The sequence below is a fragment of the Burkholderia sp. AU30280 genome (genome assembly GCF_020420125.1).
Taxonomy (GTDB): domain Bacteria; phylum Pseudomonadota; class Gammaproteobacteria; order Burkholderiales; family Burkholderiaceae; genus Burkholderia.
Map to the genome: position 1 here is coordinate 1 of NZ_JAIZRY010000012.1, position 20,512 is coordinate 20,512.

A 20,512-nucleotide genomic window follows, 5' to 3' on the forward strand; every position below is an offset into this window, starting at 1 on the left:
TAAACCTGTTACTGTTTTCGGTTCTTTCGAACCGGTCGCTCACTCAAAGCTGACAGGAATATGAATCACTTCATAAACCTGACTTACTTTAGTGTGAGACTCTTGATACTTTTGCTATCTGATCCGAAGATCAGCTCGCTTCCATCAAGCGCCCACACTTATCGGCTGTTAATTTTTAAAGAGCATTCTGCGAGGAACTTCGTGTTTCCCGGCAGCGCTGCGTTTTCAGCAGCAGAGAAGCGAGATTATTAACCGTTTTTTTAAATCCGTCAACAACTTTTTTAACTACTTCGTTGCGACGACTGCGGTTTAATTCCATGTGCACTGGAGTCGTTAAAACAGACATCAACAGCACCGCTTCCCTTCTTCCCCCGCGCTGCGTTTCCGTTAGCGCGAAAGAGGCGTGATTCTAAGCACCTGTCTCAGTCTCCGCAACCCCTTTTGTGAAATTATTTTGACATGTGGTAACGGGGATCTCTGAACCTGTCCTACGGTCAGATATATGCGGCACTGCAGGAGCAGGCCCGGTTGCCCGTGAACCGCCCCGCCGCATCGAGCGCAATCCTCCGCCGCTCACCGGCCCACCATCGCCCTCACCACGCCGTCCCGTCGAATCAGCCCGTGATACAGCGCTGCGGCAAAGTGCGCGAGGAACGTCGCGAAGAACAGATAGGCCAGCACCCGGTGCGCGACCCGGAGCCAGGCAAACGTCACCGGATCCGCCGCCACGATCGCCGGCAGCTGCACACCACCGCCCAACGTCACCGGATACCCGCCCGCCGACAGCATCGCCCACCCGATCAGCGGCATCGCGAGCATCAGCGCATACAGCACGAGATGCGACCCGTGCGCGGCAACCTTCTGCCACCACGGCAGATCCTCGGGCAATGCCGGCGGCTTCGACAGAACCCGCACCACGATCCGCACGCACACGAGCACCAGCACGGCAATGCCCAGCGGCTTGTGAATCGCCACCAGAAGCGCATGCCGCTCAGAGACAGACGCCACCATCCCCACCCCGATGAACAGCATCGCAATGATCATCGCGGCCATCGCCCAGTGCAGCACCCTCGCCGGCAAACCAAACGTCGCAGAAGTCTTCATCACCGTCCCTCCGAACTCAACCTGGCCACGCCCGCCACCCCGGCCTCTTCACTCGTCCTGCGCAGATACGAATCCGCGTAGGCAGCCGAGCGCGCCGCCAGCAACGGATCCCCCGACACCTGAATCCCCTGCGGCAGCACCGTCGGGTCGTAATTCACGTCGCGGCACGGCCCGCTGTCCTGCGCCTCCACGCGGTCGAGCACGAGCGTGCCCGCGTCGATCGTCGTGCGCTGCGCGGGCCAGACCTTCGTCGCGTCGTCCACCGGATCGCCCGGCTCCGCCAGGGTGACCAGCAGCTTCCACTTCTGCGCACCGGCTGCGATGCGCTGCGTCACGTCCTGCTGCAGCACGTTCGGATCCGCGGCCGTTGCGACGTCGCCGGCGCCGGCCGTCTGCTCCGGCACGACGCGCCATCGCACCGCCTGGCGCTTGCCCGCCGCATCGACGAAGTAGAACGCGTTCAAGCCGTAATAGCTCTCGGTGACGTAACTCGCACTCGGCTTCGCACCCTTCACCCATTCGCGGAACGCAGCCGTCTCCGGGTGCGCGCCGAAAAACGCCTTCACCTTCGCCGGATCAGGCTTGCCCGTCTTCGGATCGGGCCGGGTCGCCAGCAATTGCGCGTAGAACGCCTGCGGCGTCGCGACCGGAAACACCGGCATCGCGTTCATCCCGGTTCGCCATTGCTCGCCATCGGGCGCGGTGAGCTTCAGCGCGAGGCTGCGGATCGGCACGCTGCTGTCGGGCGCATACGGATTCCCGCCCGGCAACGCGAAGCGCCCTACCACCGGCGTGCGCACCGCCTTGAAGAACGGCGCGACCGAATACGCGCTCGCGGCCCCGTTGCCTTCGAAGTAACCGGTCACGCACACGCCCTTCGCGTGATTGCGCCGGAAGCCCGGATGAATGCCCCCGCCGGCCGTCTGCAGCGCATCGACGATCCGGTGCGGGGTCAGACGCGCCGGCGCGAGCCAGCCGCCGACATACCCGAACGCCACGGCCACGCCGGCCACCGCGCCGCCGATCGCAGCCCAGCGCCACCACCCGCGCCCGGGCTCGCGCTGCGGCGAAGAAGAGGAAGAAGATCGCTCCATATATAGGCTCCCGACCGTCAGGTCATTGTCGAACCCGCGTATGACGCCACCCGCGCCGCTTTATTCCACGAAAACTTTTTTCCTATGCTGGTGGAATAAGCGGCGCCGACCGGCGTCTTACGCAGCATCTCGACCCATTCGGCAACCGGCCCCGCCATGCCCTCCACCGCCCTCGACGACGACGCGCTGCGCGAACTCATCCCCAGGCTGCGACGCTTCGCGCTCTGGCTCGCGCGCGACGTCCACGCGGCCGACGATCTCGTTCAGTCGACGCTCGAGCGCGCGCTGTCGCGCTGGACGAGCCGTCGCGACGACGCGTCGCTGCGCAGCTGGCTCTTCACGATCCTGTACCGGCAGTTTCTCGACGGCAAACGCAGCGCGAAGCGCTACGCGTGGCTGCTTGGGCGCATCCGCGACGACGACGAAGCGCACTGGCCGTCCGCCGAACGCGAATTCGCGGCGCGCGCGACGCTCGAAGCATTCGGCCGCCTCTCCGACGAGCAGCGCAGCCTGCTGCTGCTCGTCGCGGTCGAGGGCTTCACCTATCAGGAAGTCGCCGACCTGCTCGACATTCCGATCGGCACCGTGATGTCGCGGCTCTCCCGCGCGCGCCAGGCGCTGCGCCAGCTCAGCGACGGCGAGCTTCCCGCTCCTTCTCTGCGATTGATGAAGAAATGAACACGCCTCCGAACGAACACGACCTTCAGGCCTATGTCGACGGCCAGCTCGACGACGATGCGCGCGCCGCGGTCGAGCGCTATCTCGCGCTGCATCCGGAGCGCGCGGAACAGGTGAAGCAATGGCAGCAGGATGCGCAGCGGTTGCGGGCCGCGCTCGAGAGCGTGCGGATGCCGGCAGACAACCCAGCGCTGGATCCGGCGGCGATTCGCGGACGGCGCGCGGAGCGCACGCGGATGCGGTTCGCGATGGCGGCTTCGTTCGTGTTCTGCGTCGGGCTGGGGACGTTGGGCGGGTGGCAGGCGCGCGGGTGGAACGCGCCGCCGCCCATCGCGCCGATGAGCGATGCGGTCGAGGCTTACCGGATGATGGTGGTCGATCAGACGGCCAAGGTGGATTACCGGCCGGCGGGTGCGGGAGATTTGCAGGGGTGGCTCACCAGGCGCGTGGGCGCGTCGGCGAAGCTGCCGGATTTGAGCGCGGCGGGGTTCCGGCCGGTCGGCGGGCGGCTGTTCACGACGGACAGTGGCGCCACGGCTGCGATGGTGCTCTATGAGGATGCAGCCGGGCGCACGCTGAGCTTCTATCTGCGGCCGGCGGAATCGAAACATCGACTGCTGCCGAGCGGGCAACGCGTGGATGGTGCGCTGCTCGCACGGTATGGATCGGTGAACGGGCTCAACTATGCAGTGGTCGGGCCGGCCGGGAGCCTCGCGGAGAAAGCCGTCGTGCAGGCGCTCGATCAGCAGACTTGAGTGGTACGATGCGCGCCCGGCTGGCGGCGCTCGATGGCCGTAAGCGCCCGGAATGATGCGGCTTTGCCGGCTTGGGCGTGGTCCCGATCACTGCTGGATTGCACAGCGTTTCGACTGACTTCCCCGGTCTGTTGTCCACATCTAAGCGTCTTTGGCACCCTCACCTTTTTGAGTCACAGGGTTTCGAGTCGCTGCGGAACAGGATATCCACATCGATCATGGCGGCACCTCGCGTGGCCATCGGTCGACTCGCTCACCTTGGGTTGGCACAGTGTTTCGCGTTGTTTTCGCATGCGATATCCACAACCGGTGAGATAACGCGAACATCCGCTCCGAATTCGATTACCCTCGCGCACTGAACGCACAGGCCTTCGAGTGCTTTGACTTCTCGATATCCACAAGGCAATCAATCGCAGCGGATCGTGCGAAAACTGTCCGCATCATCTGTACTATCCCGGCAGAGCCCTGCCAGACTGGGTGTTCGGGCTGATTCACGTGGCTGAATGCAAGGCGCTCACCTGTTCGATGCACAGCGATTCGACTGGTTGGGTGTGCGGGTTGTCCACATGCAGACCGCCGGCAAGCGCACGATACGCAATGCATATTCCGCCAGCGCCCACGTCGTAGAACCGGCAACTCATACCAGTCGTGTGCTGACGCACTCGAATCGGGCTGCCACGATGCGAATTCGCCAGAATCCGCGCCCGGCTTGCGATCCGGATGCTTGCTCACCAATCGGATGCACAGCGTGACGAGTCGTTTTGCGTGCCGGTTATCCACAACCGAGGGCAGCGCCCCTTCTCCGCTCCCAACTCACTTGATCCCGTAAATCCGGAGAATCTCGCCCGTTTCCGGAGAGACGATGTACTTCAGTGAATTCCCGAGCGGACTCGCGTTACCGAGCCCTCGCATGCCCGGCGGCATCTTTGCCAGGAACGTCACGCTGATGACGTGATCCTCAGGCGTCGGATCCGCCCTCGCTTCACTTTCGTCCTCGATGTAGATCTCGAAGTTGCGCAGATCCTGCCCGGTCTTCGCAAAATCCTCATAGGCGGCCTTCAGGCCGAGCAGCGTCGCGGTATTGAGCCGGACGGAATATCGCTCGACCGCGCCGAAATTCAGCTTGCTCATGGTGTTCTCCAGATGTCACGGGTTCATGCTCGTCTGCGGCACTTGCCGCGGCTCGAGGAAATACTGCGATTCGTCGGGTACGGCGCCGTTCACGTAACGCCGGTCTTCCCACAGCAATCGCCAGCACGTCGGGACGAGCAATCCCGGGAATTCATCCGTGAGGTTCGGCGCACGAGTGCCCCGAACGAAATAATTGAAGCAACCTCCATTACGCAAACCGGGTATGACGATCGGCACGATGCCCGGCCGCCTCGACCACCCGACGACGACAGGCTCCCAGATACCGTCGCAAGGCACTTTCCGGCCGGTCCAGATCACCGGGCCCACTGCTTTCGGAACCGCGGGCAGCTCCTCCGGAAACACCGGGTACGAAAGCGTGTGGAAGTTGCGCTCATAGGCATCCGGGGACAACAGCCGTCTTGCCGAGCGCAGTTGTGCGAGGTTGCCGAATCGATCGCCCGAATCGAACGGCGCATACTCCATCTGGTATTCCGATGCGTGCAGCAGTCGGGCCAGCGCGTCGATCTTCGGCGGGTACGGGGCAATCTGCCCGCCGCGATCCCAGTAATCGGGATGAGGGTAGAAATACGCGTCCAGAAGGTGATATTGCCGGTACACGTGCTTGAACGGCCCACCGCTCCGCCAGCCGATCCGGTTCCCTCGGGCCAGCTCGGTCAGCCCTCGATCGTAAGCAGCGAGGATGTCGACGATGATCGGAAAGTGGGTGTCCTGAATGGACTCCGGATCATCAACGGGCCACGTGTTCACTGCATGCTCGTACGCGTTCGCGAATTGCGCAAATGCATCGCGCTTGCGCGTCCAGAGCGACAGACTCGTCAAGCGTTGAAGCAACCAGAAAATCTTGCGCCGGGTGGCGTCGTCCGTCATGTCGCACTGCTTGATCGTGTCCGTCACGATTGCTCCGCTACGCTCACGTCCGCGTGTCCTTGTTGCGCAGACCGCTACGTTCCAACACCTCTCGCAGGCACACCGGACACACGAGCTCACCGGCGTCCCACATCTGCACGAACATGGCCCGATCATCGATCCGTAACGCCGATTCAACGATGTCGATATCCGTCCCGAGCACCTTGTGCAAGAACGCTTCGTCAAACCAATGCGTGGCGCCATGCTCCACGCTGGCATCGGTCACCCGCACGACGTGACAATCGCGGATCACGTCGATCGACAAGATCGCGGCCTCGATATCCGGTGAGGTCCGCGTCGGCCGGATCAAGCCGTGCAACTCGCAGCGCGCGTCGCCGCGCGACCACTTCGCATTCGCCGCGACGACAGACGTGTCGAACGCCTGCTCTTTCGTCGTCGGTTTATAGGGCGCTTCGCCGGAGCGGACGAGCAGCTCGTCCAGGCATGCCGAACACAGATACACGCGCAAGCGCTCCAGCGCCGCAATTTTTGGAAACGCCTTCACATGCGCAACGTTGTCGACAAAGGTCGCGTCGACCTCGTGCTCGTCGAGTTCGGCACGCAGCATCCACATTTCCCGGCTGTATTTCGGGCGATCGAGCGAAACCTTCACGAGCTCGCCGGACAAGAATTGCCCGCGCTGCCGAATGCGCGCGGCAATGCCCTTCGATGTCGTGATCCCGTTATCGCGTCCGTGCCGACCGCAGTGAATGGGTCCCATTACCCGCTCCGGTTGCGGGCAGTGATCGTGTCGCCCAGGTCGTTCTTCGGTTTCATCGTGTCAGTCATCCTCATCGATGGCTCAGGGTTCGAACTCGACCGTTGCGCGTCGCGACGAGAAATACGCAGTGATCGCCGAAATCACGGCTTGGCGCGTAACGGCATCGATCGTCTCGCCGTCGTTGCTCGTCTCGACGTACTTCATGGAATCGACGTAGACGACGAATGCGGGCCTGTTGTCCACGCCGGGCAGCAATGCTTCGCCAGGCGCTCGCACGGTGCGGTGCCCGTCGGACAGCACGATCTCGCCGCGCGACACCATCAGGACGGTGTACGTCATGAACTTGCCTCGCGTGATTCAGTCATGCCGCTCGATGACGTATTGCGTCGGCCCGCGCCATGCAACCGAACGGTATCCGCGCCGCACGACGCCGATCTCCCGGTAATACTCGACAAGCGCCTGCGGGCTCCAGTCGCGGCCCGCGGAGAACAGCGCATCGAGATCGACAAGCGCGGCCACGAGAGCCTGGCGGTCGGTATCGTCTGCGATCGCGCGTTCCCAGCGACCGGATCGTCGAACGAAGCCCAACCGTACCAACACATCGGCGGCAGCCATCACGTCGGTCACGACAACCGCAACGTCGCCGGCGATATCCGTCACCAGCACCTCGTCGACAGGTACCTTCATTGATCCCCTCGTCAGGTCTCGCCCGCTGCCATCACCCTGCTTCTTTCGTGAGCCATCTAACGATTTCCTCGACGTCCTCGCCGGACAGCTTCCCGACGCGATCAACGAACACCCCATAGTCGAAATCGAACTTCACGTTGAATCGCTCGCCCTTGTAGCGGCAACACAGGACTTCGGCCTCCGGGATCGACACGCGTTGCTCGAACACGATGTCGCCTGGCTGTTGCTGCAACCGGTGTACGACGGCATCGATATCCAACGAAGCATCGGTCATGTGTCGTGAGCCTGTGCGCCAAGCCCTCTCATCCTGAATGTCGGCGATTCTACAGATCTATGGATACGGCGGCTCACACATCATCCGATGCACCTCACAGCTTGCCGCTTCGTTTATCCGATCCCCGCACGCAGCGCATATCCTGCGCGGATCACAGTCGACGGACTGTGCTTATCCAAAGGTGTTAACAGAGTTCGTATACATACGTAGTGATAGTTAACAAACCCTGTGCCTCACAGTGGATAACGTCCCTAACCCCATGAATTCGCGACAGGAAGCCGAATGCATAACCATGGGTGAGCTACGTGAACAGCTTCAGGCAGCACAGAACAACTTTTCGTCGATTCACAGCCGCGGCGACATATCCTCAATCGTTCCACTGTGAATCCAGAGGCTTGCCGGAGGGTTATCCAGAGGGCAATGTGGATAACACCACAGCACATCGACGCGTTTTGCTGTGATGCGAACAGATGAAGGCAACGTTCCCGGCATCGCCAGGCAACATCGATCGTCGCCCTCCGCGCACCCCGATTCAAAAAATTTTCACGAAGGGGCTTGTGCTCCTCAAAAACCCTCTCTATAATTCGCGGCTTCTTAGGCTCGTAGCTCAGTTGGTTAGAGCACCACCTTGACATGGTGGGGGTCGTTGGTTCGAATCCAATCGAGCCTACCAACGAACAAATGAAGGGGTCTGGCAGCACAACTTGCCTACAGGCAATGCGGCTCGCCAACATACAAACGCCACGCGGCAACTTCGCGTGGCGTTTTTCTTTTTCCGGCCGAAACAACGCATGTTGCCCCGATGCGTTGCGCGATCCACGGCGTCGCATTTCTCACCGACACTTCGTTCCGCTACACAACGCGCACTGCGCCGCGCGTAGAATCGTGTGCGCATCGAAGCGGCTGTTCCGACCGTCGCCCGATTTCCAACCCATCAAAACAACGACGCGCGATCCGCGCGACCGAGAGCACACGACCATGTCCGACGTCACGACCGCCACATCATCCGCGAGCAACGACGAGATCGCCGCTTACGTCGGCAAGAAAGCCGCCTGGTTCGAGAAGAAGTGGGAGATCGCCGCGTCGCGAAAGAACCGGCAGTCGTGGAACTGGGCCGCCTGTTTCCTGGGCCCGGTCTGGATGGCGTATCGATGCATGTACTGGCAGGCGGCGGCCGTTCTTGGCGCGACGGTCGCGATCACGCTGATCGAACTGCTGTTCTTCTCGAAATACTTCGAATCGAGCACGTTCGACCCGGTCACCATCGGGATCGCGGTCGCGCTCGGCTGGTGCGGGAACAGTCTCTACAGGACGCACGTCGAACGCAAGATCGAGAAACTGCGCCCGAGCGCGACGTCCCGCGAATCGTTGCTCGCGCTGCTGGAAGCGCAGGGCGGTACGAACCGGCTCGCGGCAGCCGGTTTCGCGATCGCGACGCCGTTGCTCGGTTTCCTGGTGATCGCGATCGGGACCGTACTGACCGCAGGAACCGGTGGCCAGTAAAGCAGGGCGGCAGGACGGAGAAAAGGGCGCCTCGCGGCCGTGCATGCGCGCGGCACCCGACGCGCGATCCCGCCGCACTCAGTGCAAATGCCTCAACTTGTCAGGATTCCGCACGACATAGATCGCGACGATCTTCCCGTCCTCGATCTCGAGCGCGGTGGTCTGCAGCTCGCCATCGGATTCCAGCGTGACGAAACCCGGCAGCCCGTTGACGAACCCCGCACGCACGAGCTTCGACGCATGCGTGGCGAACAGCCCGGCCAGGTACTCGTGCACCTTCATCACCGGCTCAAAGCCGAATACCGGCGTGCCAGTAGCCGAGCGCTTGCCGCCGCCATCCGCGTGCAGGCTCACGTCCTCGGCGAGCATCGCGCCGAGCGCGCGCATGTCGCCGCTGCGTGACGCCGCGAAGAACGCTTCCGCCAATTCGATCCCGTGCTGCTTTTCGACATGAAAACGCGGCCGCGCCTCGCGGATATGCGTACGCGCTCGCGCAGCGAGTTGCCGGCATGCGGCCGGGTCGCGCTGGATCGTCGTGGCGACTTCGTCGAACTCGAGGCCGAACACGTCGTGCAGCAGGAACGCCGCGCGTTCGAGCGGCGAAAGCCGTTCGAGCGCGAGCAGCAGCGGCAGCGTGACGTCTTCCTGTTCGTCTTCCTCGACGACCGGCTCGGGCAGCCACGGGCCGATATAGGTCTCGCGCTGGTGCCGCGCGGACTTCAGCTGGTCGAGGCACATGCGCATCACCATGCGGCGCAGGAACGCTTCAGGTACGCGCACCTCGGTGCGGTCGACGTCCATCCAGCGGATGAACGCCTCCTGCACGATGTCCTCGGCATCCGCGACGGAACCGAGCATCCGGTACGCGACGCGGATCAGCGTGCGGCGCAGCGGGTCGAAACTCGTCGCCGCATCGGCCCGTTCTTCGGCGCTGCCCTCGGCCGGGTCGAGGTTCGGCATCAGCCCACCATCTTCGCAGCGGCGGCCTTTGCATCGGCCGGATCGATCCACAGCCCGAAGCCGACCGCGAGCCGGTTCCAGCCGTTGATGACGTTGATCATCAGCGTGAGTTTCACCTGTTCCTCCTGGCTGAAGTGGTCGTTCAGCGCAGCATAGGCCGCTTCGTGCGCCGCGTGGCCCTCCGACAGCCGCGTGAGCGCGTCGGTCCAGCCGAGCGCCGCGCGTTCGCGTTCGGTGTAGCAGGGCGCTTCGCGCCACGCGGACAGCAGGTAGATGCGCTGCTCGGTCTCGCCTTGCTCGCGCGCCTCGGCCGTGTGCATGTTAATGCAGTTCGCGCACGCGTTGATCTGCGACGCGCGGATCTTCACCAGCTCGATCAGCGTCGGCTCGAGGCTCTGCGCGGCGGCGACCGAGACGGTCATCCAGTTCTTCATCAGGGCGGGCGCGGCGGCAAACGGGTTGAGTTTCGCAGTCATGGTCCTTCTCCTTTCGTGTGGATTCCGGTGATATGACGAGCGAGCGCCCCGCGTGTGTGACATCGACGCAGAATTTTTTTCGAAGCCGGCGAGCGGATCGGCGCGGAAGGCCGCCGGCAAGGTCGGGCAGGGTGCGCGTCGAACCCGAAAAACGCGGCGGGCATGCTTCGTGCGCCCGTGCTGGTCAGACTTCCCCGTTCACGTCATGGTGACGATCGCGGTCGCGTGAACGTCCGCGGCGTGTGCCGATCGCAACGGCCGACGGATGCACCTCCGCATGCACCTCGATACGCGCTGATGTCAGTAATTGGCAGGTGATCGGTTGCTTTCATTTACATTTATCAGCCGTTTCATCCGCATCTCGACCAGCAGCATTCACATTTCTGGACCATACTATTCTGCACGGGCAGATGAAGTGACGCCGCATCCGCGGCCCGGCGCGCGCCGGTTGCCCGACGACGCAGCAGCAGGTCGCACGTCAGCCGCGCGCATCACGCGCAAGGCTTTCCTTTTTCCGGCAACGCAACGCAGCGAATCGCGCCGTGGACGGTAAACCGATGAGCCTCCTTGCATCACAGCTTCAGCGCCGTTACCAGGACGTGCGCGCTCATAGCGTCGCGCTGACCGCGACGCTGTCCGCCGAAGACCAGGCAGTGCAGTCGATGCCCGACGCCAGTCCGACGAAATGGCATCTCGCGCATACGACCTGGTTTTTCGAAACCGTCGTACTGATGCGCCGCGTGGCCGGCTACACGCCGTTCGACGCGGCATTCCAGTTCCTCTTCAATTCCTATTACGAAGCGCTCGGCCCGCGCCATCCGCGGCCGCAACGCGGGCTGCTCACGCGCCCGTCGCTCGGCGAGGTGCATGCGTACCGACAACACGTCGACGACGCGATGCTGCAGGCACTGGCCGGCGCCGATGCGGCGCTGCTCGAGACGATCGCGCCCGAGATCGAGCTCGGCCTGCATCACGAGCAGCAGCACCAGGAGCTGATCGTCACCGACATGCTGCACGCGTTCTCGTGCAACCCGCTGAAGCCGGCATTCCGGCCGCGCAACGGGATGGATGCCGGCGCGATGGCCGTGGGCGACGCCGGCGCGCTGCACTGGCTGCACCAGCCGGGAGGGCTCGTCGAGATCGGCCACGATGGCGAGGCGTTCTCGTTCGACAACGAACGGCCGCGCCATACGGCGCTCGTGCGGCCGTACGAGATCGCTAGCCGTCTCGTGACGAATGCGGAATTCGCGGCATTCGTCGCCGACGGCGGCTATACGCGCCCCGAGTTCTGGCTGTCGGACGGCTGGGCCACGGTGCAGCGGGAAGGGTGGCAAGGGCCGGCGTACTGGATGCCCGACGACGACGATGCGGCCGCCACGCGGGTACGGCGCACGTTTGGCCTGCACGGCGTCGAACCGCTCGCACCCGACGCACCGGTGTGCCACGTGAGCTTCTACGAAGCGGCCGCATATGCGGATTGGGCCGGTGCACGCCTGCCGACCGAATTCGAATGGGAAGCCGCGTTCCCTGCCGAAGGCATCCGGCAGATGCTCGGGCACGTGTGGCAATGGACGCGCTCGTCCTACGAACCGTATCCGGGCTTTCGGCCGCTCGAGGGCGTCGCGGCCGAATACAACGGCAAGTTCATGGTCGGCCAGCAAGTCCTGCGCGGCAGCAGCATCGCGACGCCGCCCGGGCACGAACGGCCGACGTACCGCAATTTCTTTCCGCCGGCCGCGCGCTGGCAATTCACGGGAGTGCGACTTGCGCGAGACGTCTGACCAGACGGCCACGAGCGGTGGCCAGCAACCCGCCCGCGATTCGCGGCCGAGCGCGTTCGCGCGCGACCTGATCGACGGACTGTCGCGTACGCCGCGCAGCATTCCGCCGAAATACTTCTACGATGCGGCCGGCTCTGTGCTGTTCGATCGCATCTGCGAACTGCCGGAGTATTACCCGACGCGTACCGAGCTCGCCATCCTGCGCGACCGCGCGGCCGAGATCGTGCGGCGCGTCGGTCCGCATGCGGAACTCGTCGAATTCGGTGCGGGCTCGCTCGAGAAGATCCGCGTGCTGCTCGACGCGTTCGCGGGCAACTATGCGAACGCGCCGGCGCGCTACGTGCCGGTCGACATCTCGGCCGACTACCTGCACGACGCCGCCGCGCGGCTGCGTGCGGCGTATCCATGGCTCGACGTCGCGCCGATCGCGGCCGATTACACGAAGGCCGAGCAACTGGCCGCGCTGACCGCGACACCGGCGCGGCGCATCGGCTTCTTTCCCGGTTCGACGATCGGCAACTTCTCGCCGGAGGAAGCCGATGCGTTCCTGCGCGATGCCGCGCGGCTGCTGCGTGGCGGCGGCTTGCTGGTCGGCGCGGATCTCGTGAAGGACGAGCGCACGCTGCACGACGCGTACAACGATGCGCAGGGCGTGACCGCGCAGTTCAACCTGAACCTGCTGGTGCGCGCGAACGCCGAGCTCGGCGCGGATTTCGACGTCGACGCGTTCTCGCATTGCGCGTTCTACGACAGCACGCGGCAGCGCATCGAGATGCATCTCGTCAGCGACATCGCGCAGACCGTGCACGTGCGTGGCCACGCGTTCCGCTTCGACGCCGGTGAGCGCATCCACACGGAGAATTCGCACAAGTTCACGATCGACGGTTTTCATGCGATCGCGCGCCGTGCAGGATTCGAGCCCGATACCGTGTGGACCGACGCGGACAGCCTGTTCAGCGTGCACTGGCTGCGCAGCGTCGACGATATCCGCGCGTGATGTGCGCGCTTGCGAACCGCTCGCGTCCGGTGCGGACGGTTCGCCTTCGGCGTCTTCCCGTTCCCGTGCAGGCCGGCGCGCTCCGATCGTCCGGTTTCGTGCCGAACAGCCCTTGCTGCCGGCCCGATGCACCGCCGCAACGGTGCGTGGAATGCCGCCTCTTCCTTGCGCCGCAAGGCTTTACGGACGGCTGTAAACAGCCGTTACCGGTCTCGCATACCCGTTTCACCTGTGTCTGCACCTCGTGCCTAGACTCCGAACCGTATTCACATGACGCACGATACGTGCAGGGAGTCGCGAGATGAACAAGAAACTCATTCTCGGTGCAGTTCTCGGTGTAGCGGCGCTGGCAGCTTCGGGCGTCGCATCGGCCCACGTCGACCTGTCGGTCGGGATCGGCGTACCCGCGTATGCGGCGCCGGCGCCCGTCTACGTGGCGCCGCCTCCGCCGGTTGCGTATGCACCGGTCGGCTATCGCTACGACGACTGGCGTGCGCGCGAATGGCGCGAACACGAGTGGCGCCGCCGTGAATGGCGCGAGCACGAATGGCACGATCGCGGCGGCTGGCGCGGCGGCCGCTGGGATTAAGGAAGCGGCTCGACTGGATTACTACAAGAGGAGAATGAACACATGATGCCCACTCGACACATCAGGATGTGCACGACCGCCGCCATCGTTGCGCTTGCCACCATCGGCAGCGCGCACGCGGCGGGCTGCATGAAGGGCGCGGTGGTCGGCGGTGTGGCCGGCCACTACGCGGGGCACCACGCGGTCGTCGGCGCGGTTGGCGGCTGTATCGTCGGTCACCACATGGCGAAGAAGCACGCGCAGGAAGAGGCCGCGCAGCACAAGGCCGCCGCGCAGGGCATGCAGCCGGCGCAGTAAGCGCCATCGTCATCGGGGAGGGCGCCGCGGCCGGCGCGCTTCATGAAAAAAGGGCGGCTCATGGCCGCCCTTCGTTTTACCGCCCGGCGCCCGCCGGCGGCTCCGCAGGTTCAAACAACGCCTCCGCTTGCCTGACGCGCACGAAGCGCGCCGCGCCATCGCCCTCCACCAGCGCCCGGAAATGCGCTTCGCCGCACGCGAGCTTCGCGCGCTCGTGCTCGCTCGGCACGTTGCCGTCCGCATTCGGCGTATCGACGACGAAGTACAGCCGTTCGCCATCGTCCTGTTCTGCGAGCACGGCCCAGTCCGGGTGATAGCTGCCGAGCGGCGTCGACACGCGGAACCACGCGGGCAGCTTCGCGTACAGCTTCACGCCGTCGTGCGCCTCGAGCGCATCGGCGAACGCGCGCTCCGCGTCCGTCTCGCACACGACCGCTTCGTGGATCGACTTTTGCGCATCGAGCCGCAGGTTGCGCAAGTAGCCGGTCAGCGCCTCGCTCTCGAACGATTCGAGCGCATGCACGTGGCGCTCGCCGAGCTTGCGGTACGCGATGCCCGCGACGAGCGCGAGCCGCTTGCAGCGGTTGATCGCATCGGCCGCGACCGCGATGAACTGCTGCGGATTCACGCGGAAATCGTCGAGCCGGCCGCTGTCGGCCAGGATCGTCGCGAGCGAACGGCGCGTGAGCTGTGTGCGGTCCTGCAGCTCGGTGAGCAGGTCGGGCAGCGGCAACTCGCCTTCGTCGAGCAGCACCGTGCCGGCGCCGGCCACCTCGATCGCCTCGATGCCGGCCTTGCCGATGTCGATCTCCGCCTTGCGCCACTGCAGCCGGGCGCGCGCGATGTCCGGCGCGTCGTGCAGCGCGGCCGCGCAGTCGCGCACGAGCTTCGCGTTGTCGAACTCGACGCTGTAGACGGTGCGATGGCGAATGCGGTCCCACAACGCGCGGAAATCCTCGCCGAACACGACGGCCTTGCCCGACGCATCGCGCCGCAGCGCGATGGCGCGGCGCTCGTCCGCGTTGCGCACGGCAAAGCGGCCCGACAGCTTGCGCAGCGTCGCGACGATCGGCCCGCGCAGCATCTCGAACGCATCCGGCAGCACCAGCGCGCTCTGGCGCAGCGCATCCTTCAGCCGGTCGAGCACCTTGCCCTGCGCGTCGACGTAACCCTGCTCGTGCAGGTGGTTCCAGAGCACGCGCGACAGCTCGACGCCGAGCGCATGCGCGGGCCCGTCGCCTTCCTGCACGGGCAGCGCCGCGAACTGGTGTTCCTCGACGATCCCGAAACGGATGCCCGTATCGGCCTCGATTTCCTTCTGCAGGTTCTCCGCGAACGACTCGTAGCGCTCGGTCGCGATCACGGTGAGCGTGTTCACGCCCGCATCGCGCACGCGTTCGCCGTCCTGGTCGACGGCGAGGCGCAGCCCGCGGCCGAGCGTCTGGCGGCGCTCGCGTTCGGTCTGGATGTCGCGCAGCGTGCAGATCTGGAACACGTTCGGGTTGTCCCAGCCTTCCTTGAGCGCCGAGTGCGAGAAGATGAATTTCAGCGGCGTGTCGAACGACAGCAGCGCTTCCTTCTCGCGCATGATCAGGCCGTACGCACGCTCCGCGTTTTCGCGCGCTGCGGCGCTGCTTTCGCTCGTGTCGGTCCAGCCGCCCTTGCGGTCGATCGAGAAGTAGCCGTTGTGCGCGCGCTCGACTTCGAGCGCGACGTCGACGCCGTCGAACAGCGCACGGTAGGCCGGCACGCGCGCCGCACGCGCGTATTCCTCTTCGAAGATCAGCGCGTAGTCGCCCTTCACGGGCATGCCGTTCTCGTCGTAGCGGCGGTAGCGCTCGACCGAATCGACGAAGAACAGCGACAGCACCTTCACGCCGCGCTCCGCGAGGCGCAGCTCCTTGTCCAGATGCTCGCGGATCGTGCGGCGGATCATCTCGCGCTGCACGGCGAGCGTGTCGATGTCGCCGAACGCCTCGCCGAGCGACAGGAACGCCTCGCCTTCCGGATGGCGCAGCTCGACGTATTCGGCGCCCTTCACCGCATGGACCTCGCCGATCCGCAGCCCCGCGTACAGCGCACGCTTGGTCAGGCGTTCGAGATCGTCGCCGTCGGTGGCCGACACGATCTGGCGTTTCACGCCGGCCGCCGTCGCGACGTCAAGCTCGACGCGCGCGCTGATCGCGCCGCGCCGGTTCGACACGCCGACGAGCCGCACGTACGGCTTGTTGTGCGCATCCTCGACGATCGCCGAGGCGATCTCGATCTGCTTGACCAGCTTGCGCTCGTACGCGTCGACCGCGTCGAGCCGGTACACCATGTGGTGACGGTCGACGTGCGTGGCCGAATAGCGCAGCGTGCAAAGCGGCGCCATCGCGGCGAGCGCTTCGCGGCCACGGCCTTCGAGCCCGCCGTCGACGCTCTGCGGCTCGTCGACGATCACGATCGGCCGCGTCGCGCGGATCAGGTCGATCGGCTTCTCGCCGCCGGTCTTCTCGCTGTCCTTGTAGAGGTTGTTGATTTCCTTCTTGTTGATCGCGGCCACCGTCATCACCATGATCTGGATCGCCGCGCTCGCCGCGAAGTGGCGCACCTGGCCGAGCTTCGCGGAGTCGTACAGGAAGTAGTCGTACGGCACGCCCGCGTACAGCGCGCGGAAGTGATCCTCGGTGATCGAGAGCGTCTTGTGCACGCCTTCCTTGATCGCGATCGACGGCACGACGATCACGAACTTCGTGAAGCCGTAGCGGCGGTTCAGCTCGAAGATCGTGCGCAGGTACACGTAGGTCTTGCCGGTGCCGGTTTCCATCTCGACGGTGAAGTCGCGCGAGCCGGGCAGACCGGACGGCGGCAGCCCGCCGCGCAGCTGCACGTCGGCGAGATTGCGCGCGAGCGCGTCGTCGGTCAGCGACAGCCGGTTGCCGACGCCCTGTTCCGACACCGCGAAGCCGAGCGAGCCCTGCGCGGCGGCCGTCGTGCCGGGCGCGGCGTTCGCGAGCACGCTGAAGTCGCCGCGATACGATTCCTGGCCGCGAAACAGGTCGCAGACGGCGTCGATCGCCTCGCGCTGGTAGTCGAGATCCGCTTCGAAATGCAGCCGCATCACAGGCTCCGCACGCGCTTCACGCCGTGCTGTTCGAGCAGCGCGGCGAGATTGAGCTTCGCGACGTCGTCGACGAAGCCGCTGTCGCGGAACAGGCACGTGACGTCGTGCGTCGTGCCGGTCGCATCGAGCAGGTCGACGATGCCGTCGGCCAGCGGCCCCGCGTCGTCGCGCGAGATGCGCGCATCGAAGCACGCGACGATCGAGTGGCCGATCAGGTGCACGGTCTTGCCCGCCACCTGGTGATGCTCGACCGGCGTGCACAGGTCGAGGCCGAGCTTCAGCGTCAGCTCGGCGAGCAGGTCGTCCTCGGTGCGGCCGGTCTTCACGTGCTCGACGGACGCGAACAGCGCGTGGTCGAAGTCGTCGCGGCGCGGATCCCACTCGATCACGTTGGTCGTGTCGAGCCGGTACACGCGAAAGCCCAGGTCGCCATAGCTTTCCGGGTAATCGCGCGCCACTTGCTGGGCCGCGCGGCGCAGGCGCTCCTTCGTGATTTCGGCGAGCGTCAGCGGCTTCTTCAGCTTCGCGCAGAAATCGGCCGCGCTCTGCTGCGTCTTGTCGCGGCGGTCGAGCGCTTCGGGCAACTGCACGAGCACGTAGCGGCGCGCGCCGCCGTCGGTCGCGTTCACCTGCATCACCGCGTGACCGGTCGAGCCGGAGCCCGCGAAGCAGTCGAGCACGATGTCGTCGCCGCGCGTGCACCAGCCGATCACGGCCGCCGCGAAATCGACCGGCTTCGGCAGGTCGAACGGAATCCCGAGCGTTTTCAGCAGCGCGTCGTCGGAACCGGCGAACGGCAGCACCGACGGCACGTTCTCGTACATGTTCTCGTCGAGGTAGTAGATCCGCTGCGGCTGCGTGGTTTCGTCCGCGCCGAATTCGATCTGGCCGCGCTCGATCAGCGCCTGCATCGTCGCAGGCGGGTTGCGCCAGCCGCGCGCCGGCATCGCGCACGGCTTGCCGGTGACCGGGTGGATCAGCGGCGTGAAATACTCGTCCGGCGCCTTCTTCTTGTTCGGCCAGGCCATCGACACGAGGCGGTACACGCGGCCGTCTTCCGACAGCCGGTCGTACATCACCTCGCCGCCGGACAGGTTGGTCTGCGCCTTCATCCATGCGCGGTACGCCTTCTGCGCGTCCTTCGCGTTGCCGCTGCGGTACATGGCGTCGTGCGCGGCGTCGAGCATGCGCTGCGCGTTGCGCTTCGGGCGCCTGAGCGGCGCCCGCTCGAGCAGCGTCTCGGCGTTGCGCGCGAACAGCACCAGCGATTCGTGCTGGTACGCGATGCCGCGCGCGTCGCCCTTCGGGTTGCGCTTGTCCCACACGGCGACGCCGAGCTCGTTCTCCTCGCCGAAGATCTCGCGCAGCATCAGCACCAGCGCGTGCACTTCATGCTCGTCGATGTGCACGGCGATCAGCCCTTCGTCGGACAGCAGCGCGTGCGCGAGCTTCAGGCGCGGATACATCATGTTCAGCCAGTCGGTGTGGAACCGGCCGTTCGCCTCGGTGTTGGTGCTGCGCTTCACGCCGCCCTCGGTCTGCCCGGTCATCGCCAGGTAATGGCGGATGCTGTCGGTGAAGTCGTCCGGATAGACGAAATCGCTGCCGGTGTTGTACGGCGGGTCGATATAGACGAGCTTCACCTTGCCTGCGTAACTCTTGTGCAGCAGCTTCATCACGTCGAGGTTGTCGCCCTCGATCACGAGATGGCGCGTATCGTCCCACGCGACGCTGTCGTCGGGGCAGGGCCGCAGCGTGCCCGTCGACGGCGTGAGCGCGGCCTGGCGCGCGCTGCGCTTGCCGTGCCAGTGGAAGCCGTAGCGCTCGTCGGCGTCGCCGACCGTGCGTTCGCCGATCAGCGCCTTCAGCACGTCGACGTCGACCGACGCGCCCTCCGGGCCTTCGGTCACGAGTTCGGGGAACAGCGCCTTCAGGCGCGCGACGTTGTCGGCGGTGAAATCCGTCGACATCGCCTGCGGGCTGGCCGCATCGAGTTTGTGCATCGTCTTTTCCATCGGAGCCCGGCCGCGCGCGCCAGGACGTCGGGCGCGCTCACGGCACCGGCGGCAATGGCCGCCCGGGCAAACCCGAAACGCTAGCGAGTCGGTCGGCCGAGGTCAAGCGCCGATGTGGGGCGAGCGTGCGGACATCGGCCGCGATCGCCCGCCGGGCGGGCCGCAAGCGGCTTCGGGCCGGTTGTCGGATGGCCGGCCGGCGGGCGCCTGGCGGGCGTCCGCGGCGGCACGCCGGAAAGGACGAAAAAAGGGCACGGTCGGCGCCGGGCGCCGGCGTGCCCGCATCCGGCTCGCGCGGTTCGGAAGGAACCGGGTTCCCTGCACATCACCGCCACCCGATCAGCACCCGCCCCATCGCATCGACGCCCATGTCGAACAGGTGCGACACGAACGGCACGAGGTTCGGCACCATCAGCTGCACGAGCAGCAGCCCGACCAGCATCGTCACCGGAAAGCCGATCTGGAACACGCCGATCTGCGGCGCCGCGCGGTTCAGGATGCCGAGCGCGAGGTTCGTGATCAGCAGCGCCGCGACCACCGGCAGCGCGAGCAGCAGCCCCATCTCGAACACGGTCGCGCCGAACGCGGCGAGCGTGCGCCAGCCGGGCGCGTGCAGCAGGTCGGCCGACACCGGCAGCGACTGGAACGACGCGGCGAGCGCGGCGAACACCTGCAGGTGGCCGTCCACCGCGAGGAACGCGAGCATCGCGACGGCATTCAGGAAGCGGCCCATCACGGGCGTCGCGCCGCTCGTGTGCGGATCGAAGAAAGTCGCGAAGCCGAGCCCCATCGACAGCCCGATGAAGTCGCCGGCCGCCTCGACGGCCGCGAACACGAGCTGCATCGTGAAACCCATCGCGACGCCGATCAGGAACTGCGTGACGAGGATCCAGATCCCTTGCGCGGAGAATACGGTGACGTCCGGCATCGCGCCGAGCGTGGGGGCCACGACCAGCGCCATGAACGCGGCGAGGCCGATCTTCACGCGCACGGGCACGGCCGCGTGGCCGACGACGGGCGCGGTCGCGACGAGCGCGAGCATCCGCACGAACGGCCACAGGAACGCCGTGAGCCAGCCGTTGAGCTGCGCGTAGGTAACCGAGAACATCGCCGCCGGGTGGTGCGCGCGGCTCAGCCGACGCCGAGCGTCGCGACGTGCAGCAGCGTCTGCCGCAGGTAGTCGAGCATGGTCGTCAGCATCCACGGGCCGGCGATCACGAGCGTCGCGGCGACCGCGAGCAGCTTCGGGATGAACGACAGGGTTGCCTCGTTGATCTGCGTCGCGGCCTGGAACAGGCTCACGACGAGGCCGACCGCGAGCGCGACCAGCAGCAGCGGGGCGGCCAGCAGCAGGCCGACCATCATCGCCTGGTGCGCCAGGGTCATCACTTGTTCGGGCGTCATCGCGCGTTTCCTC

Annotated in this window: 21 protein-coding genes and 1 tRNA gene; 8 read left to right on the top strand and 14 right to left on the bottom strand. The window is 65.5% G+C overall.

Annotation, left to right across the window (positions count from 1 at the left end):
- Positions 1-573 precede the first annotated feature (573 nt).
- Both LGN17_RS25265 and LGN17_RS25270 read right to left on the bottom strand, forming a co-directional pair.
- Positions 574-1,104 carry a cytochrome b gene (locus LGN17_RS25265; RefSeq protein ID WP_226199150.1) on the bottom strand — a complete coding sequence of 177 codons (531 nt, stop codon included), beginning with the start codon at positions 1,102-1,104 and terminating at the stop codon, positions 574-576.
- Positions 1,104-2,198, bottom strand: a complete 1,095-nt coding sequence (locus LGN17_RS25270) for a catalase family peroxidase (RefSeq protein WP_226199152.1) — start codon at positions 2,196-2,198, stop codon at positions 1,104-1,106. The genes LGN17_RS25265 and LGN17_RS25270 overlap by 1 nt, the downstream gene beginning before the upstream one ends.
- A 156-nt stretch (positions 2,199-2,354) precedes the next feature.
- Here LGN17_RS25270 and LGN17_RS25275 point away from each other — a divergent pair, with 156 nt between their 5' ends.
- Both LGN17_RS25275 and LGN17_RS25280 read left to right on the top strand, forming a co-directional pair.
- Positions 2,355-2,876, top strand: a complete 522-nt coding sequence (locus tag LGN17_RS25275) for a sigma-70 family RNA polymerase sigma factor (protein WP_175956534.1) — start codon at positions 2,355-2,357, stop codon at positions 2,874-2,876.
- Entirely contained in the window at positions 2,873-3,631 is a 759-nt protein-coding gene (locus LGN17_RS25280) for an anti-sigma factor family protein (protein ID WP_226199154.1), read from the top strand. Before LGN17_RS25275 ends, LGN17_RS25280 begins: the two co-directional genes overlap by 4 nt.
- Before the next feature lie 813 nt (positions 3,632-4,444).
- Here LGN17_RS25280 and LGN17_RS25285 read toward each other — a convergent pair.
- From LGN17_RS25285 to LGN17_RS25310, 6 genes are all read right to left on the bottom strand, one after another.
- Positions 4,445-4,762, bottom strand: coding sequence for a hypothetical protein (locus LGN17_RS25285; RefSeq protein WP_226199155.1), 318 nt, complete (start codon positions 4,760-4,762; stop codon positions 4,445-4,447).
- A gap of 15 nt (positions 4,763-4,777) precedes the next feature.
- The gene (locus LGN17_RS25290) at positions 4,778-5,677 is read right to left on the bottom strand and encodes an Imm72 family immunity protein (RefSeq protein WP_226199156.1); all 900 of its coding nucleotides are present in this window, start codon (positions 5,675-5,677) and stop codon (positions 4,778-4,780) included.
- Positions 5,678-5,693: 16 nt separating this feature from the next.
- On the bottom strand, positions 5,694-6,410 hold the full coding sequence (locus LGN17_RS25295) for a hypothetical protein (protein ID WP_226199157.1): 717 nt from the start codon (positions 6,408-6,410) through the stop codon (positions 5,694-5,696).
- Between the two features lie 81 nt (positions 6,411-6,491).
- Positions 6,492-6,749: an Imm74 family immunity protein gene (locus LGN17_RS25300; protein ID WP_226199158.1), complete on the bottom strand. Its 258-nt coding sequence runs from the start codon at positions 6,747-6,749 to the stop codon at positions 6,492-6,494.
- Between the two features lie 18 nt (positions 6,750-6,767).
- Complete coding sequence (locus tag LGN17_RS25305) at positions 6,768-7,097, bottom strand: hypothetical protein (protein ID WP_226199159.1); 330 nt, start codon at positions 7,095-7,097, stop codon at positions 6,768-6,770.
- A 31-nt stretch (positions 7,098-7,128) separates the two neighbouring features.
- Positions 7,129-7,371, bottom strand: coding sequence for a hypothetical protein (locus LGN17_RS25310; protein ID WP_226199160.1), 243 nt, complete (start codon positions 7,369-7,371; stop codon positions 7,129-7,131).
- A 596-nt stretch (positions 7,372-7,967) separates the two neighbouring features.
- Here LGN17_RS25310 and LGN17_RS25315 point away from each other — a divergent pair.
- Positions 7,968-8,044 (top strand) — tRNA-Val (locus tag LGN17_RS25315).
- A gap of 305 nt (positions 8,045-8,349) precedes the next feature.
- The gene (locus LGN17_RS25320; RefSeq protein WP_226199161.1) at positions 8,350-8,874 is read left to right on the top strand and encodes a DUF2628 domain-containing protein; all 525 of its coding nucleotides are present in this window, start codon (positions 8,350-8,352) and stop codon (positions 8,872-8,874) included.
- A 78-nt stretch (positions 8,875-8,952) separates the two neighbouring features.
- On the opposite strand, the gene LGN17_RS25325 is transcribed toward LGN17_RS25320, so the two are convergent.
- Both LGN17_RS25325 and LGN17_RS25330 read right to left on the bottom strand, forming a co-directional pair.
- On the bottom strand, positions 8,953-9,834 hold the full coding sequence (locus tag LGN17_RS25325; RefSeq protein WP_226199162.1) for a sigma-70 family RNA polymerase sigma factor: 882 nt from the start codon (positions 9,832-9,834) through the stop codon (positions 8,953-8,955).
- A complete protein-coding gene (locus tag LGN17_RS25330; RefSeq protein ID WP_226199163.1) occupies positions 9,834-10,310 on the bottom strand; it encodes a carboxymuconolactone decarboxylase family protein in 477 nt (158 codons plus the stop codon). Before LGN17_RS25330 ends, LGN17_RS25325 begins: the two co-directional genes overlap by 1 nt.
- Before the next feature lie 557 nt (positions 10,311-10,867).
- On the opposite strand from LGN17_RS25330, the gene egtB reads away from it, so the two are divergent.
- The 4 genes from egtB to LGN17_RS25350 all read left to right on the top strand — a co-directional run bounded on the left by egtB (position 10,868) and on the right by LGN17_RS25350 (position 13,974).
- Complete coding sequence (egtB, locus tag LGN17_RS25335; protein WP_226199165.1) at positions 10,868-12,091, top strand: ergothioneine biosynthesis protein EgtB; 1,224 nt, start codon at positions 10,868-10,870, stop codon at positions 12,089-12,091.
- Positions 12,075-13,088, top strand: coding sequence for an L-histidine N(alpha)-methyltransferase (gene egtD, locus LGN17_RS25340; RefSeq protein WP_226199166.1), 1,014 nt, complete (start codon positions 12,075-12,077; stop codon positions 13,086-13,088). The genes egtB and egtD overlap by 17 nt, the downstream gene beginning before the upstream one ends.
- 301 nt (positions 13,089-13,389) lie before the next feature.
- Positions 13,390-13,677, top strand: coding sequence for a hypothetical protein (locus LGN17_RS25345; RefSeq protein WP_174953224.1), 288 nt, complete (start codon positions 13,390-13,392; stop codon positions 13,675-13,677).
- A gap of 42 nt (positions 13,678-13,719) precedes the next feature.
- Positions 13,720-13,974, top strand: coding sequence for a hypothetical protein (locus LGN17_RS25350; protein ID WP_226199167.1), 255 nt, complete (start codon positions 13,720-13,722; stop codon positions 13,972-13,974).
- A 76-nt stretch (positions 13,975-14,050) separates the two neighbouring features.
- Here LGN17_RS25350 and LGN17_RS25355 read toward each other — a convergent pair whose 3' ends face one another.
- From LGN17_RS25355 to fliQ, 4 genes are all read right to left on the bottom strand, one after another.
- Entirely contained in the window at positions 14,051-17,077 is a 3,027-nt protein-coding gene (locus tag LGN17_RS25355; protein ID WP_226199168.1) for a type III restriction-modification system endonuclease, read from the bottom strand.
- On the bottom strand, positions 17,077-19,095 hold the full coding sequence (locus tag LGN17_RS25360; RefSeq protein ID WP_226199169.1) for a site-specific DNA-methyltransferase: 2,019 nt from the start codon (positions 19,093-19,095) through the stop codon (positions 17,077-17,079). The genes LGN17_RS25355 and LGN17_RS25360 overlap by 1 nt, the downstream gene beginning before the upstream one ends.
- A gap of 325 nt (positions 19,096-19,420) precedes the next feature.
- Entirely contained in the window at positions 19,421-20,203 is a 783-nt protein-coding gene (gene fliR / locus LGN17_RS25365) for a flagellar biosynthetic protein FliR (RefSeq protein ID WP_226199170.1), read from the bottom strand.
- A gap of 23 nt (positions 20,204-20,226) precedes the next feature.
- Positions 20,227-20,499 carry a flagellar biosynthesis protein FliQ gene (gene fliQ, locus LGN17_RS25370; RefSeq protein WP_006491272.1) on the bottom strand — a complete coding sequence of 91 codons (273 nt, stop codon included), beginning with the start codon at positions 20,497-20,499 and terminating at the stop codon, positions 20,227-20,229.
- Positions 20,500-20,512 lie beyond the last annotated feature (13 nt).